Source organism: Paenibacillus agri, from assembly GCF_013359945.1.
Taxonomy (GTDB): domain Bacteria; phylum Bacillota; class Bacilli; order Paenibacillales; family Paenibacillaceae; genus Paenibacillus_AQ; species Paenibacillus_AQ agri.
In genome coordinates, this window is the sequence record NZ_JABWCS010000187.1 from 1 (window position 1) to 15,044 (window position 15,044).

Here is a 15,044-nt window from a genome sequence, read left to right on the forward strand (position 1 = left end):
AATCAAAATGGCCCAGGGAGGCGTGCGGGGCAAAATGGTTGAGGGTACTAAATTATTGATGTCCGCCACGATTCTCCCGGCGATATACAAAAATAAAAGTGGATGGAGCCAGGCAAGAGGCGTGCCCAGCCAACGGCCAAATTGCTTCGGAAAGCATTCAACATAGGTAAGCCCCGGATTTAATTTAGTGACACTGACATAAATCAAGACAACACCTGTACCCAAAATAGTGGATATCAAAACAGCCAACCAGGAATCTCTCCCTGCGCCAGCCGCGAAACCAAATATGATGGTCGTTCCAATTTGATAAATAATCGAAATAGTAAGCAATTGGTGCCGTGAGATGGTTTCCATACGGTTGTCCCTATTCCTTAGTTAAATTTAATACAGCTATTTGTCTAATTTCTTTTCATCCCAGAACATGGAGTCGTTCACACGCCCTGTTCCGACGATTTTAAAATGAGCTTTCGTCTGGATCGCAACCTTTGGAAATTCCTCTTGCCATTGCTTGGAATACTTCTCATTCCATACTTTCTTATTGGCTCTATGCAAGAGGATCCCCAGTCCAATAACATCAGATTTATACTGCTTCTTTAACTTTTCTACAGTGCTCGTGACTCTTTTTTCAATCTCTTGCTCCAGCGCATGTTGCACTTTATTTAAACTTTGAACCTCTGTGAAGTTAAGTTTGGTGGAATTCTCAAATATTTCGCCTGTGATATGAACATTAATCTCAAAGCTTATGTTATCCCCTTGAATTTTGGGTTTAATGTTGGTTTTGGCTTTATAGAGCTGAGCACTTATTTTTCCGGATATCCTTTCATTGGGTGCCTTTTCATCGGGCATAGTGACGGTAATCGCAGTGTTTTTCACTTTACCCTTTATCCATAATAAAGTCTCAGCATCTCGCCGCTTCATCCATCCGATCAATTTATCATTATTGAAAATGCCTACACCCACCATACCGAATCCTGAGGGGTCGTTCTGGGATTGAGAGCTATCAAGGCCGTTTAGGGGCACAACTTGTACTTGTGTGCTCAACGGCTCGATCCCTTGTTCAAGCAGTCGAAAGATAAAATCCCGAACAGTGGCGCTCTCCATCAGCAAAGCCTTCTCCTCTTCCCTGATCTCCTCGACCGTAAAGATTTCAAAATTGGGAGGTGTCATTAATAAATCCTTCGCCTTCCCTTGAGTTGTAAGTAAAAAGTTACTTCCCCGGGCTTCCCTGTGTCTGCTGAAAAATTCCAGCGCAGGTGTAATCCCCGAGCGTGCGAATTTATCGCCCACAATGACCACACGATTATGAGAGAAAATCACAACGCGAGAAAGCTTTTTCTGAAGAAGATGATAGGCATCTAAGATCGTCTCCCCCGTCTCGGAGACGACGAGCGTCGCGCTATCACTTGCACCTCCTTTTTCACTGATTCCTTTGGTCATTTTCACCTTCAAAATTTGCAAGCTTAGTTGCAGCTTGTCGTCCTCGGCAAGGTCTATCGCAGTCCCGGTGACAATAGCCACGTCGTTCAACTCCACTCTGCTCCAGCAGCCCGATAGCGATATAGAGATTAGCAATGTGAGTATCAGAATCAGCGTTTTTCTCATTAGGACCTCTTGTGCGAGTTTATTATTCGCTTGTACGAGACGAATTTTTAAATCTTCGGAGCCGGTTGGCACGAACAATGACATCTTTAATTCCGCGGAAGCGCAGAGGTGCCAGAGGAGCCATGTAAGGATGACCGAAAGACTGGAGATTCAACATATGAAGCAGGAGCATCAAAAGCAGCATCAAAATTCCATAGAGCCCCAGTGTTGCTGCCGCAATCATCATAGGGAAACGAAGCAGGCGGAAGGAGAGCCCTAATTGAAAGCTTGGAAAAATAAAAGAAGCAATACCGGTCATGGACACAATAATAACCAGTGGTGAAGATACAATACCGGCCGCTACAGCAGCCTGTCCAATGACCAAAGCTCCAACGATACTTACGGCTTGTCCGACTGGCCTCGGAAGACGCACCCCCGCCTCCCGCAAGCCCTCGAATGAAACTTCCATCAGCAAAGCTTCCACAAATGCGGGGAAGGGAACGGTTTCCCGGGAAGAAGCTATACTGACCAATAGCATAGTCGGTATCATTTCGTGATGATAGGTCGTCAAGGCAATATAAAGCGAGGGCAAAAGTAGTGAGGAAGCAACGGCCAGCAGACGCAAAAAACGAATAAACGTAGAAACGAGATACCTCTGATAATAATCCTCGGGCGATTGCAGCAATTGAAAAAATGTTCCGGGTACAATGATTGCAAACGGCGTATTGTCAATCAGTATCCCTACCTTCCCTTCGAGCAGGTTGCCGACTACCCGATCCGGTCGTTCGGTAATCACCACTTGGGGAAAGGGCGATAACGAATTATCCTCAATCAGCTCTTCAATATACCCGCTTTCCAGAATTGCATTGATGCGAATACTGCCCACCCTTTTTTTCACTTCAGCAATTAAGTCATCCTTCGCCACGCCTTCCAGATAAGTAATGGCTATATTCGTATTGGACAACTGACCGAGCACAACCATCTCCATTTTAAGCTGTACGGTCTTTAGTCTTCTGCGAACGAGGCTGATATTTGTGCTCAGATCTTCTTGAAAGCCTTCCCTGGGGCCCCGAATCACCGCTTCGGTAGCGGGTTCTTCGATCGCTCTTTTCTCCCAGCCTTTTGCATTCATAATTAGAACCTGATTCCACCCGTCCATCAGTAACGCCAAATCGCCAGATAAAATATATCCAACCGCTTCTTGAAAATCATTCGCCCAGCTTACTTGAGAAATGAAGCTCAGCTTAGACTGGATCGTATGCTTGATATCATCCGTTAGCTTGACGAAATCCCCTGTAATACTGGACTCCATGAACTGTCTCATGATGTCCAAATCAATGGATTTGGTGTCGACCATTCCGCTCAAGTAAATAAGTGACCCTTTTTGCTCAACATTGATCTCAAAAGGACGATATTGAATATCCGCACACTTATCAAAAATAGCCAGAAATTGCTGGAGATTCTCATTCAAATCCCTGCTCAAGGTGTAATTGTGGGTATACGTGTCTGCTGGTGGTAAGTTGGGGGCCATTTCAGACTCATTCCTTTTTTTGGACAACTAATTTTTGTTAATATAACCAACCTGCTTTTTAATATGCAAGCGAATAGTTGTCTAGCGATGCTCACGGATACACAAAGAGTTATACCTTCAGCAACCGCCCAATACGCTCCACTTCCAGACTGAATTTTTTAGCAAGCCTTGCTTTGCCAAGATTGGATTTTACGATCTTTTGTATTCGTTTGTCCTCTGACCCGGCAAATTTGGCCAACAGTGCGAAACCAGCTTCAGGGGCCCGCTCTACAAATAGGCTGACCGCATACTCCAATCCTTTGGATAATACCCGGTAATCTTCTGTATTGTGGTTCATTTGGCCGGCAGTAATCTCCTCTAGAATTTGTTCTGATAATTGCAAGGCATACAGTACGTGGGAGGATTCTTTCAGAAGAGGCGGGTGGGCCAATGCCGCCACAAAGGCACGTTTCTCCAGCGGATTGGCCTGAGGACCGATTGAATTAAACAGAGATTGGATGACATTGAATTCTCTTACCCCGATCCGCTGGAGCGCCATAGCTGCCGCTTCGCGCATTCGCCATCTGGCATCATTCATAGCCGCTTGGCATTTTTCGAGGATGATCTGCTTTCTAGAAAGCTCTGCATAATAGTAATAGGCCCCCATCGCCTGCAGCGCACAGAAAGGTAGATATTCACAGGGATTATTGGTAGGCGCATCAGTAGCAGTGATGTTCACCCACTTCAAGATAAGGGTCCAAGCGTCGCTTGTGACCACACAAGATTCAAAAGCATTCGCAAACGTAGCAGCGATCTCCAGATTCGCACGTGGTCCCGGCAAATTGGATTCGCCCAACAACATCTCTTCAAGTTCAGTGAATTTGTTGGCATCCTGAAGATCATCATAAAATCTATTCTTTGTCTCTTTACTGTTCATACTACCCCTCCCGCATTGTAAAATAGCCTATTTCATCCAATATATATCCTATTCTATAGGAATCATTAGCATGGGAAAGGAGGTTTCTCATAGTCTCTCCACGATAAAAGTGTTCAAAAACCCAGCTATTTAGCCAAGGTTCATGAACACTTTTTAGCATTACATTTTCAATTCAATTTACAAGCGACACCCCCCGCCATCCACCATCAACGTCTGACCCGTAATATAATTGGAATCATCGCTGGCAAAGAAAACAACAGCGCGTCCGATATCGTCCTCTACATCTCCCACTCTTCGCATCGGGATCTTGGATAACGTTTCTTCAAAATGCTCCGGCATATGCTGCGCCCACTGTTGAACACCTGGAGAATTAGCAAATGGACAGATCACGTTGACTTTGATGCCGTGTGGTCCAAATTCATTGGCTACGACACGGGACAATCCCCGAACAGCTTCTTTGGAGGCGGCATAGGCAGCTTGGTTCAAGTCTCCATTAATTCCCGCTCCGGAAGCAAAGTTAATGATGTGCCCTTGAGTTTCCTTTAAATAAGGAAAGGCTTGCTGCATGAGAAAGAACGTAGGGAAGAATCCGGTTTTGAACGGCAGCTCCAGATCAGCTGGAGTGATCTCCATGAAAGGCTTCACGCGCGAAGCTTGGGCATTGTTAACCAGGATATCCAGCTGTCCAAAGACATCAATCGTCCGACTGACAATTTTCGAATGTGTACTGAAATCCGCCAGATCGGCATGAATAAAAATAGACTCCGGCCCAATCAGCTTCAGTTCCTCAATAGCTTGATTACCAGTCTCTTCGTTGTAGTCCACGATTACAACCTTTGCCCCTTCTTTTACAAAAGCTTTGGCAATTCCATTCCCTACGCCTGACGCCCCGCCCGTAATAATCGCTACCTTACTCTCTAGTTTTCTCATGTTATCACCTCAGGTTTTATTGTTATTGCTTGATGCATAGACAAAGTATAGTGGTAACCATTGACTGGAAAAAAGAGCGGATAATTTGTCGATTAACAAGCGTAACGGTATAATTCCATAATAAGCGTACAGAACCAGCACACAAGGAGATCATATTATGGAGCTTCAGCAGCTTAAATACTTTGTCGAGGTAGCCAATCAATTGCATTTTGGGCGTGCTGCCGAACGATTGCATGCTTCTCAGCAGTCCGTCAGCCATCAAATCGCACAGTTGGAAAGCGAGCTAGGCGTTCAACTCTTTAAGCGTACAACGCGTAAGGTGGAGCTGACACAATCCGGGGAAGCGCTGCTTGAGCAGGTTCATCTTGTCTTCAAGCATTTACAGCGAGGGATAGACGAAGCCGTACGGGCAGAGCATGGCCGCAGAGGCCGGCTTACGATCGGTTATTTTGGCATTATGCTCTACAGCATTTTACCAAGCGCCGTTCGGCTGTACCGGGAACGTTATCCCGAGGTTGAGATTGTTATGCAGGAGCTACCCTCTCACCAATTGGAGGAGAAGCTTCTTCAAGGCGAAATTGATGTCGGTTTTTCTGTGTATCTTAACGATAAGCATAGCGAGCTGAGTATGAATTGGCTTCCCTTTTCAACAGAGTCCATTGTCTTTGCCCTGCCGAAGCATCATCCCTTAGCCACGAAAAAAGAGCTTTCCCTGGCCGATTTAGAAAAAGAGCCCTTTGTTATGCTGAACCGGAACGATTCACCCGTGTTGTTCGATATTTTCGTCCTCTTCTGCCGTCAGACCGGCTTCAGTCCGAATATAGTACAGGAAGCTGCCAGTGATCAGGCAGTTATTGGGTTAGTAGCCGCTGGTGTGGGTACTGCTCTGGTGCTGGGCTGTATGAGCAGGCTGTTCGAAAATGATATTACTTATGTTCCGATGGCGGAGTCGATGTTTAACATTCAGCTCGCGATTTGTTGGCTCCATAGCAACGAGACGGCACAGGTAGAACAATTCGCAGAAGTCGTAAAAAGCTTTATTCCTTGAATGCTGATCATAGAAAAGCAAACAAAAAAGAATCCCGCCGATTCCACGAATGGCTGGGATTCTTTCTTATTTATGCCGCAATCATTTTCTTAAGCGCTGCTTCTTATCCATTGGATGCCATCTCTTCCGGCGCCTTCGTCCGTTTAACAAAAAGACCTAGCACGAGTGCAACGAGACAGATGTAAAAAGCAACCTGGAAGGCACCCTGCATACCTGATACCAATCCCTTAGTGGCTTCCTCAAGTCCTGTTGGATTGGCGGACGACTCCAAATACCGCTTGGTTCCATTTGAGAAAATACTGATGAACAGCGCTGTCCCGATGGCACCTGACACCTGCTGCAGTGTATTCATAATAGCCGTTCCGTGTGGATATAAATTTCTTGGCAGCTGATTCAGTCCTGTCGTCTGCGCCGGCATCATGATCATGGAAATACCAATCATCAGAATGACATGCAGCGTGATTAATGTTCCTTTGGACGTCTCTAAATCCATGCCTGTAATGAGAAAGAGTGAAATTGCCGTGATGATTAGACCCGGTACGATAAGCACTTTTGGGCCAAATTTATCAAAGAGCTTGCCGGAGATCGGCGACATAATCCCGTTGACAATACCGCCCGGAATGAGTGTCAACCCAGCGGCGAATGCTGTCATTAGCAATGCTTTTTGCATGTATAGCGGTAATATGATCGTCGTTGAGAATAAGGTCATCGTCATCACAAGCATGAGCACAGTCGTTAGCGCGAACATCGGATATTTGAATACCCGCATGTCCATCATCGGCTCTTTGACGACCAGTTGACGCCAGACGAACAGCAAGATGGACACCCCGCCTGCGGCAATGGTCCAGATCACCTCATGCTCTGACCAGGAGATCTCTCCCGCCTTGCTAAAGCCATACACAATCCCGCCGAAGCCTATGGTAGACAGCAGAATAGACAAGAAATCTACTTTCGGCTTGGTAATATCCGATACATTCTTCAAATAAATAAAGCCAAAAACAAGCGATACTACGACTAACGGAATGACCAGGAAAAATAACCAATGCCAAGACAAAGAGTCAATAATGAGTCCGGATAAAGTGGGACCGATAGCTGGCCCAAACATAAGCACGAGCCCGATCATCCCCATAGCCGCTCCCCGATTATCTGGAGGATAAATAATCAGGATAGTATTCATCATCACCGGGATTAAGAGTCCTGTACCCGCAGCCTGCACAATTCGCCCAATGAGGAGAAGTTCAAAGGAACCCGAGAATCCACAGATTATAGTGCCGACCAGAAAAAGCATCATGGCAGATAAGAACATCTGGCGCGTGCTAAACCATTGCTGCAGCAATGCCGTTACGGGCACCAAAATGCCAATAACCAACATATAGACCGTAGACAGCCACTGTATGGTCGAGGTTTCTACGCTGAACTGCTTCATTAAATCCGGAAAAGCGATGCCGATTAGCGTCTCATTCAAAATCGCTACAAAAGCACCGATGATCAGAGCCGTAATGATCGGTCCACGTTTAATCGTGCTTAAATCTACTTTGGATGATGTGTTACTTCCTGTGATCATCTTTTTGCCCCCTTACACTGTATTTGTTGGGATTACATACAAAGTATAAGGAGTATCATTAACTTGAAAAAGAATGTATATTTTGTTGATTAACAATTTAAATTGTATAATCCAAAGAATCTGCTCACCTGATTTCCGTAAAAATGTACATCACCGCACGAAAAAAAGCCGCGATATACGCGGCTTTAAGCTCATTCCCTTTTGCATCTTATCACAGTTCAATTACTTTAGTGGCAATATTGTTGCAGAACTCACTATCATGCTCTACAAAAAGAATCGTCGGTGCGTATTCATGCAGTAGCTCTTCAATCTGCATCCGGGAAATCACATCAATAAAATTAAGCGGCTCGTCCCAAATATGCAGATGGACCTTCTCACATAGACTTTTGGCAATCAGCACTTTTTTCTTTTGTCCGCCGCTATAATCCTCAATGTTCTTTTCGAATTGCACTCTGGAGAAATCCAATTTTCTAAGAATCGCTTTGAACAGGCTCTCATCTATGTCATTTCGCCTCGCGTAATCTGTCAAATTACCTTCTAGATGTGAGGTATCCTGGGATACATAGGAAATCTTAAGCTGGCTTCCTTTTCTAAAAGTACCGGTATAACTAAGCTCCTCCCCGCAAATCAATTTGATAATGCTCGATTTGCCGGAACCGTTCTTCCCTGAAAGCGCGATCCGTTCGCCCTGCTCAATGGTGAAACTGACATCCTCACACACCGTCTTCTCCCCATATTGGATCGAGACTCCAATCAGCTCGGCAAGCTGGTTTTTGTGATAGGTCAGCTGTGAGATCTTCAGATTTTCGGAGCTTTCAATATTTTTGAGCAGCTTGGAACGATCGTCAATGGACGTTTGCTGTCTTTGCTCAATGCCTTTAGAGCGTTTCATCATTTTGGCCGCCTTATGGCCCACATACCCTTTATCTAATTTGGAGCCGGAATTCCGGGTACCATTTTTCGATTTTTCCACTTTATCCGACCAATCACTAGTTCGTTTAGCTGCTTCCGACAAACGCCTAATATCTTTCCGCAGATGCTCGTTCTCAGCCAGCTCCGATTGATCCTGGCGCTGTTTGTTCTCCCACCAATCCGAGAAATTTCCTTTTTGAATCTCGATGTTGGTCTTGTTGATTGAGAGAATGTGATCCACGCAGTGATCCAGAAAGGACCGGTCGTGCGACACGAGGATAAATCCGCTTTTGCTGTTCAGATAGTGACTAACGAGCCGTCTTGCCTTCATATCCAAATGGTTGGTTGGCTCGTCAATGAGCAGGAAGCTATCCTCTTTGAGGAATAAAGCAGCCAGCAACACCTTGGTTTGTTCTCCATTCGATAAGGAATCAAAAGGCCGGTATAATATATCCTCGGACACCTCCAGCAATGAAAGCTCACGCATCAGCTCCCAATGCTGATAATCCGGGTAAATCTCCTCTACGACATCAATCGTATGGTACTCCTTGTGCTCAACGTGGAACGGAAAATAATCAAAGCTGACTTTAGCAGAAATCTTACCGCTATATTCGTATTTACCGAGCAAGAGGTTCATAAAGGTGGTCTTCCCTCTGCCGTTCCTGCCTGTAAAACCTAACTTCCAATCGGTATCGAGCTGAAAGCTTACATTCTCAAATATATTATCGTAGCTGCCCTCATGGGCAAACGTGAGGTTAGTAACATTAATCAATGACATACAACCATCTCCTTGTGTAAAAAATAAGAGCTACAAGAAAGTTACTTTCTCGTAGCTCAAATAAACACAACAAATCTAACCCCTTGAGGGCATAGATAAGAAGATATTGTTTGAGTGAAAAGAATACGTAACTTTCTTGCATCACAAATAAAACATGCGAAAAATCATCGCTTTTTTTGTTTTATCGCTTCGCAAGAATCCTACATATTCCTTTCAACCCCTGTCATCAATAATTAGGGCAATTTTAACATGCGTGTCGTTAAATTTCAACTTTTAAATCCGTTTCCTCTCCAACCTTACTCATAGCGATCTTTTTTTCGAAGCTCGGAATTATTTTTGCAGCAATAAAAGCAACAATCGGCACGGTCAGAACAACCCCGAAGCAACCGGCAATCCCCTGAATCACTTCGATCGTCACCATATTCATATTAGCGAGCTGGTTAAACGAAGTTTTGATCGCATACAGGATCATAAGCGAGGCAAGCGTAGTTCCGGTGATCGCCAGGATCAGCGTATTGGCCATCGTCCCCATCATATCCCGGCCAACATTGATTCCGGACTTGAACAGCTCTTTTTGCGAAAGATTAGGGTTCGTACTATAGACCTCATGCACCGATGCCGCAATAGAAATCGCCACGTCAATAATGGCACCAAGTGAGGATATCAAAATCCCTGCAAACAACATCCCGCCAAGCTGTAAGCCTGTCTCATCAGAGATCGTGATTAGTACGTCTACCTCGGCCGTATTATAACCGGAAATATGGACTAGAGAACCGAAAATATAAGCAAGCGCCCCTGAAATTATTACACCGCAAATCGTCCCCAAAATCGCAGCCCAGGACCTGGCGGTCCATCCGTTCAACAGCAATAAAGTGACACAGGTCGTAAGAATGACAATTAGCACAGAAGCGAGAATGGGAGAATAGCCCCTGTACAGCATCGGGATGAACAAATAGATAATGCATGCAAAGGTAAATATAATGCCCAATACTGATTTCAAGCCTTTTTTGCCGCCAATCCACCACAGCACCCCAAAGAACAGCAAGATCATTGCTGCTATATACGGAACTCTATAATAACTGTACACAGAGATTATGTAATAGGTCGCGTCGGCAGAATCGATATTAACGATAACGGTCTGCCCTTCTTTGGCAATCACATTTAGATACACACTGACGTTATTGGTAATCTGGTGGACCTCACCCTGATGTTCTCCAGTCAAAATTTTGATCTCAAGCTCTTGTGAACCGTTGTATAAATCGCCTCGTTCAGAATCTCTGGTTAAATTCTCGCTGATGACGCGTAACACTTTAGCTTTCTCGAATGTTTTGGAAGCAGTACTGCTCCCATGCTCGTTGTGCTTAATTTCGGAGGACTGATTGAACAGATACATGCCTAAAGAGATGCACAGAATAAGCCCGATGAAAAGCGTGACTCTTAATTTCTTTGATGCCAGCATACTCTACCCCCATTTGATGTCCATAAGCAGCGCTCAGATTACACCAATAATCTATCCTATCATTTCAGGATTAACAAGAAATATTTTTCATGCTTTCATTTCATGAGAATTTGATGATAATATGTGTGCGTCGGCGAATCTATCAAAATTGGTTGCGGGAGGACATCAAACTGTATGAAAAAGTGGCTCAGGCTGGTGGTACTATCATTTCTCATTTGTGGAGTTTGGTTAAGCTCAGGCATACCGGTCTCACTAGCCCACGGCAATGTGAGTGTAGCCTACTCGGACATTACACTGGAGCATAACACGATCAAATATGTACTCCAGCTAGATATGTATGACATGATGGCCGAGGTAAATCCAGATGATCCCGACCTTGCCTTGACGACTGCGGAAGTCTTGAATAAATTTTTCAGCAATCATCAGGCAGAGGTGAAGCACCTGCTGCTTACGAAGATACAACTGTATGCGGATGGTCTACCTCTGGAAGGAAAATTGACTCAGTTTCGCTATATAGAAAAAGAGAACGAAATGCAGCCTTTTGCTGAAGCCGTGATTGAGTATCCTGTCAAAAGGAACCCCCAGCAGTTCACGCTCGATTACAATCTCGTCTTTGACCGGGATCAATGGCATGTGAATTATGTCAATCTCACCCTTGGGGAGCTGAAGAAAGAGGCTGTGCTGATTGCACAGATTACGAAGCTGCAAGTCGGCGAGCTGAAGCTGCCCGGTATACTCCAACATTTTCCCCTACTAGGGGTAGAGCAATCTTTCCGCAGCTACGAATCGATTCTTGTGCTGGCCATCCTGATCCTTGGGTTTCAAAGCACCAAACCAGCGCTCCGAACACTCGCTATATTTGCCGCTACTCAGTCCTTAACTTTGCTTCTCAGCGGATTGCATGTCATAGCCCTACCTGATCGCTTGTTGAATGCCCTGATTCCGTTAAGTGTTGTCTTTCTGGCGTTAAGTATTTATTACAATCGGACTATGAAGGAGCTGCCCTGGATTGCAGGCGGACTTGGTATCATTCATGGCTTCAGGTATGCCAGCCCGTTAGTAGGACTTAGAGAAGACGTTGGGCATTTCGCCCTTTCTGTGACTGCTTTTTATGCCGGTCTTGAAGCTTCCGTGCTCCTCATTACATTAAGTTTATTAATTAGCATCAATTATTTTCGGAAGGTAAAATATTCCACAGCCTTTATTCTGGGCGCAGCCGCGCTTGTCGGACTGTTTTCTTTTACGATAAAGGTTTTCTTCTAAATCCTTAAACGGGGAGGCGTAATATAAATTCCGATCCGAGTACTCGCACTTTCACATGGAATTAATAGAGTCGAGCATCACTTTTAACAACTGCAAGTTATATTGGTACAGGTACTCTTACAGAAAACACCGTAAGAGCGTCCAAAATTGTCCAAGGGGTGGTTGTTAGATGTTAAAGAGGTTCAGTCAAAAGCAGCGCCGTGTATACACCGTCAGTATCTTGGCTTTATCCATGCTCCTGATCATCGCATTGTTGCCACCGGGGATCTTAGGCTTTAATACCAAGATCAGCCCACTTAATGTGGCCAGAGCTGCCTCCTTCCCTTACACGATCAGGGATATTGCACTTAACCCCGGGGCAGATGAGAGCAAATTGAACTTTGCTTGGCTAACCCCAGGCCAACCTGCAGCTAGTATAGTGCAAATGGCCAAAAAATCGGATTTGAATGGCAATGCTTTTCCGGAAGCAACCAAGGTAATGACCTTTACAGGTACTGCAATACCCGCCACTACAGTTACTGATTCGGTCTATTATTCCAACAAAGCAACGGCCTCCGGCCTGGCCAACCAAACGGAGTATGTGTACCGTGTTGGAGATGGCAATGAAGATCACTGGAGTCCCACCTACAATTACACCACCCAAGATCCTACGAACTACACCCTCATGTTTGTCGGCGATCCGCAGATCGGCTCCTCAGGCAGCGTAATCAATGATACTTACGGATGGACGAAAACATTAAACCAAGCCGTCAGCAATTTCCCCAACTTTAGCTTTATCATGTCCGCAGGCGATCAGATTGAGAATAAGTCCAGTACGTCTCTTGAAACAGAATATGATGCCTTTGAGAGTCCGGATGTACTCAGAAACCTGCCTATGGCAACTGTCGTCGGTAATCATGATGTCAACGTCAATTACAAATATCATTTCAATGTGCCCAACGAATCGACCCTTGGCATGATGAAGGATAACCGCAATAAAGATGTTCTTACCGATAACACCTATGGCGGTGACTACTACTACACCTACGGTGACACCTTGTTTATGGTACTTGATACCAACAATTCCAATGGTGCTGAGCATGCCAAATTCATGCAGGATACTGTGCAAGCTGTTCCCAATACCAAATGGAGAATCGTTACGTTTCACCACGACATTTATGGCGGCGGACAAGCCCACTCTACAGAGCAAGTAATCCTCAATCTGCGGGCAGCACTCTTCCCTACGCTTGATGCTTTAGATGTGGATATGATATTCATGGGTCATGACCACTCGTATGTCAGAACTTATGTCATGAACGGAGATAATGTTCAGGGCAGACAGTTGGTAGATAGCCAGGGCAGAGACGTCAACCCTAACGGCGCCACTTACGTTACTGCCAACTCGGCAAGCGGAAGTAAATATTACGAATTGAACACAACCCCGGAAAGATATTCTGCCAGCCGGAGCCAGCTCCATACCCCAACGTTCTCCACGATCAAAGTAACACCGTCCAGCATTACTGTAGATACATTCCGTTCAGATACACTGGAGAAACTCGATACTTACAGCTTCGTGAAAGAACCGGAAAGTGTAAAAGTGTATTCCAATACGACACAGCAAACAGATACTTCGGCAGCGATTGATTTCAATTATGCGATCAGCAACGCTAATGCCGTGAAGAATCTTGATACTACGTTTACGTATGACAGTACCAAAATCAAGTTCGATAGTGCTTCAGCAGCCTCAGCAACCCTGGGTACACTGACCATCAACGAAAAGCCGGGTGAGGTTAATATCAAAGCCAATCCCGAAACACCTTTCCGTTCCGAGGCCTATGGCAAGTACGAAGATTTGATCAAACTAAGCTTCAAACTTGTCAATCCGAAAAACCCTGCAGTAGCTAGCGTGAAGCTGAGTGCTTCAGCCCTTACTACGCAAAATAAACACATCGCTGTCCCATCCAACCGGGATGTGGAAACAGCCGCTGTGACAGTGGGTACGCAAGTTAACGGAATTACGCTAAGTAAAGATGCGCTTAACTTAAACGTTGGTGAAACAGCTAATCTGAGTGCAGTTGTCGCACCAGCAGATGCAACGAACCCGGCAATCAGCTGGATCTCCAGCAACGAGTCCATCGCAACCGTTGATGCCAACGGTAAAGTGACTGCCAAGTCGGCTGGAACGGTTGAAATCACTGCAAAAGCAGTTGATGGATCTAATCTTGTCAGTAACATCAGTAAAGTCATCGTAGCTGCACCTTCAGGTGGTGGTACACCTACAACTGCACCGACGACCGCGCCAACAACTGCACCAACTGCTTCACCTACGCCTGCACCAACAGTTGCACCGACAACTGCACCTACTTCTCCACCATCTAACTCGGGCAACTCGGGGCCAAGTACCCCAGCTACAGCAACACCAACGAAGACACCTGCACCTTCGCCAACTGCAACGCCTGCACCAGCAGCAAGCGCTACGGCGGCACCAGTTGTTACACCAGCCCCAGCAAAAGGAAACAGTAAGACCTTCACGGATGTTCCTGCAACCTACTGGGCTGCAGCCGCAATCAATGATCTGGTCTCTAAAGGTATTCTAAATGGAACAACTGCGACTTCCTTTGAGCCAGGTCGTAGCGTAACCCGTGCAGAATTCACGGCAATGCTCGTCAGAGCTCTTGGCCTCACAGACAAAGCGACTGTATCCTTCGCGGATGTTAAAAATGGTGATTGGTATGCGGATGCCATTGCAGCAGCGGTTAAAGCAGGGATTGTGCAAGGTACTAGCCCTTCCCTATTCGGCTCTAAAACAAATATCACCCGTGAAGAAATGGTAACGATGCTGATGCGTGGATACGAGAAGCTGCATGGCAAATCTTCTGTAAGCTCCAGTATTGCCTTCAACGATGAAGCGAAGATTTCAGCGTGGGCTACAGAATTTGTTAAAGAAGCAGCAGCACTTCAACTGATCAACGGTCGTGCCCAGGGTGTGTTCGAGCCTAAGGGAATCACTACTCGCGGAGAAGCGGCTCAAGTCATCTATAACTTGCTCAATAAATAATAAAAGACAACAGGGTTTACGGGAA

Annotated in this window: 11 protein-coding genes; 3 read left to right on the forward strand and 8 right to left on the reverse strand. The window is 45.5% G+C overall.

Going from position 1 to position 15,044, the window contains the following annotated elements; genetic code table 11:
* From HPT30_RS03635 to HPT30_RS03655, 5 genes are all read right to left on the reverse strand, one after another.
* Positions 1 to 354: GerAB/ArcD/ProY family transporter (locus HPT30_RS03635; RefSeq protein ID WP_175370135.1), on the reverse strand; the 354-nt coding region annotated here is incomplete at its 3' end.
* Between the two features lie 36 nt (positions 355 to 390).
* A complete protein-coding gene (locus HPT30_RS03640; protein ID WP_312876289.1) occupies positions 391 to 1,686 on the reverse strand; it encodes a Ger(x)C family spore germination protein in 1,296 nt (431 codons plus the stop codon).
* Positions 1,625 to 3,112, reverse strand: a complete 1,488-nt coding sequence (locus HPT30_RS03645) for a spore germination protein (protein WP_175370137.1) — start codon at positions 3,110 to 3,112, stop codon at positions 1,625 to 1,627. The genes HPT30_RS03640 and HPT30_RS03645 overlap by 62 nt, the downstream gene beginning before the upstream one ends.
* Before the next feature lie 109 nt (positions 3,113 to 3,221).
* Complete coding sequence (locus tag HPT30_RS03650) at positions 3,222 to 4,028, reverse strand: hypothetical protein (RefSeq protein WP_175370138.1); 807 nt, start codon at positions 4,026 to 4,028, stop codon at positions 3,222 to 3,224.
* A gap of 177 nt (positions 4,029 to 4,205) precedes the next feature.
* Positions 4,206 to 4,958: an SDR family NAD(P)-dependent oxidoreductase gene (locus HPT30_RS03655; protein ID WP_175370139.1), complete on the reverse strand. Its 753-nt coding sequence runs from the start codon at positions 4,956 to 4,958 to the stop codon at positions 4,206 to 4,208.
* 157 nt (positions 4,959 to 5,115) lie between these two features.
* Here HPT30_RS03655 and HPT30_RS03660 point away from each other — a divergent pair, with 157 nt between their 5' ends.
* Positions 5,116 to 6,006 (forward strand): LysR family transcriptional regulator, encoded by an 891-nt coding sequence (locus HPT30_RS03660; protein WP_175370140.1) that lies wholly within the window; start codon positions 5,116 to 5,118, stop codon positions 6,004 to 6,006.
* Positions 6,007 to 6,109: 103 nt separating this feature from the next.
* On the opposite strand, the gene HPT30_RS03665 is transcribed toward HPT30_RS03660, so the two are convergent.
* The 3 genes from HPT30_RS03665 to HPT30_RS03675 all read right to left on the reverse strand — a co-directional run bounded on the left by HPT30_RS03665 (position 6,110) and on the right by HPT30_RS03675 (position 10,719).
* On the reverse strand, positions 6,110 to 7,570 hold the full coding sequence (locus HPT30_RS03665) for a DHA2 family efflux MFS transporter permease subunit (RefSeq protein ID WP_175370141.1): 1,461 nt from the start codon (positions 7,568 to 7,570) through the stop codon (positions 6,110 to 6,112).
* A 211-nt stretch (positions 7,571 to 7,781) separates the two neighbouring features.
* The gene (locus HPT30_RS03670) at positions 7,782 to 9,260 is read right to left on the reverse strand and encodes an Lsa family ABC-F type ribosomal protection protein (protein WP_175370142.1); all 1,479 of its coding nucleotides are present in this window, start codon (positions 9,258 to 9,260) and stop codon (positions 7,782 to 7,784) included.
* Positions 9,261 to 9,519: 259 nt separating this feature from the next.
* The gene (locus HPT30_RS03675; RefSeq protein ID WP_175370143.1) at positions 9,520 to 10,719 is read right to left on the reverse strand and encodes a YibE/F family protein; all 1,200 of its coding nucleotides are present in this window, start codon (positions 10,717 to 10,719) and stop codon (positions 9,520 to 9,522) included.
* 174 nt (positions 10,720 to 10,893) lie between these two features.
* On the opposite strand from HPT30_RS03675, the gene HPT30_RS03680 reads away from it, so the two are divergent.
* The gene (locus HPT30_RS03680; protein WP_175370144.1) at positions 10,894 to 11,982 is read left to right on the forward strand and encodes a HupE/UreJ family protein; all 1,089 of its coding nucleotides are present in this window, start codon (positions 10,894 to 10,896) and stop codon (positions 11,980 to 11,982) included.
* A 169-nt stretch (positions 11,983 to 12,151) separates the two neighbouring features.
* A complete protein-coding gene (locus HPT30_RS03685; RefSeq protein ID WP_175370145.1) occupies positions 12,152 to 15,019 on the forward strand; it encodes an S-layer homology domain-containing protein in 2,868 nt (955 codons plus the stop codon).
* Positions 15,020 to 15,044: the final 25 nt, after the last annotated feature.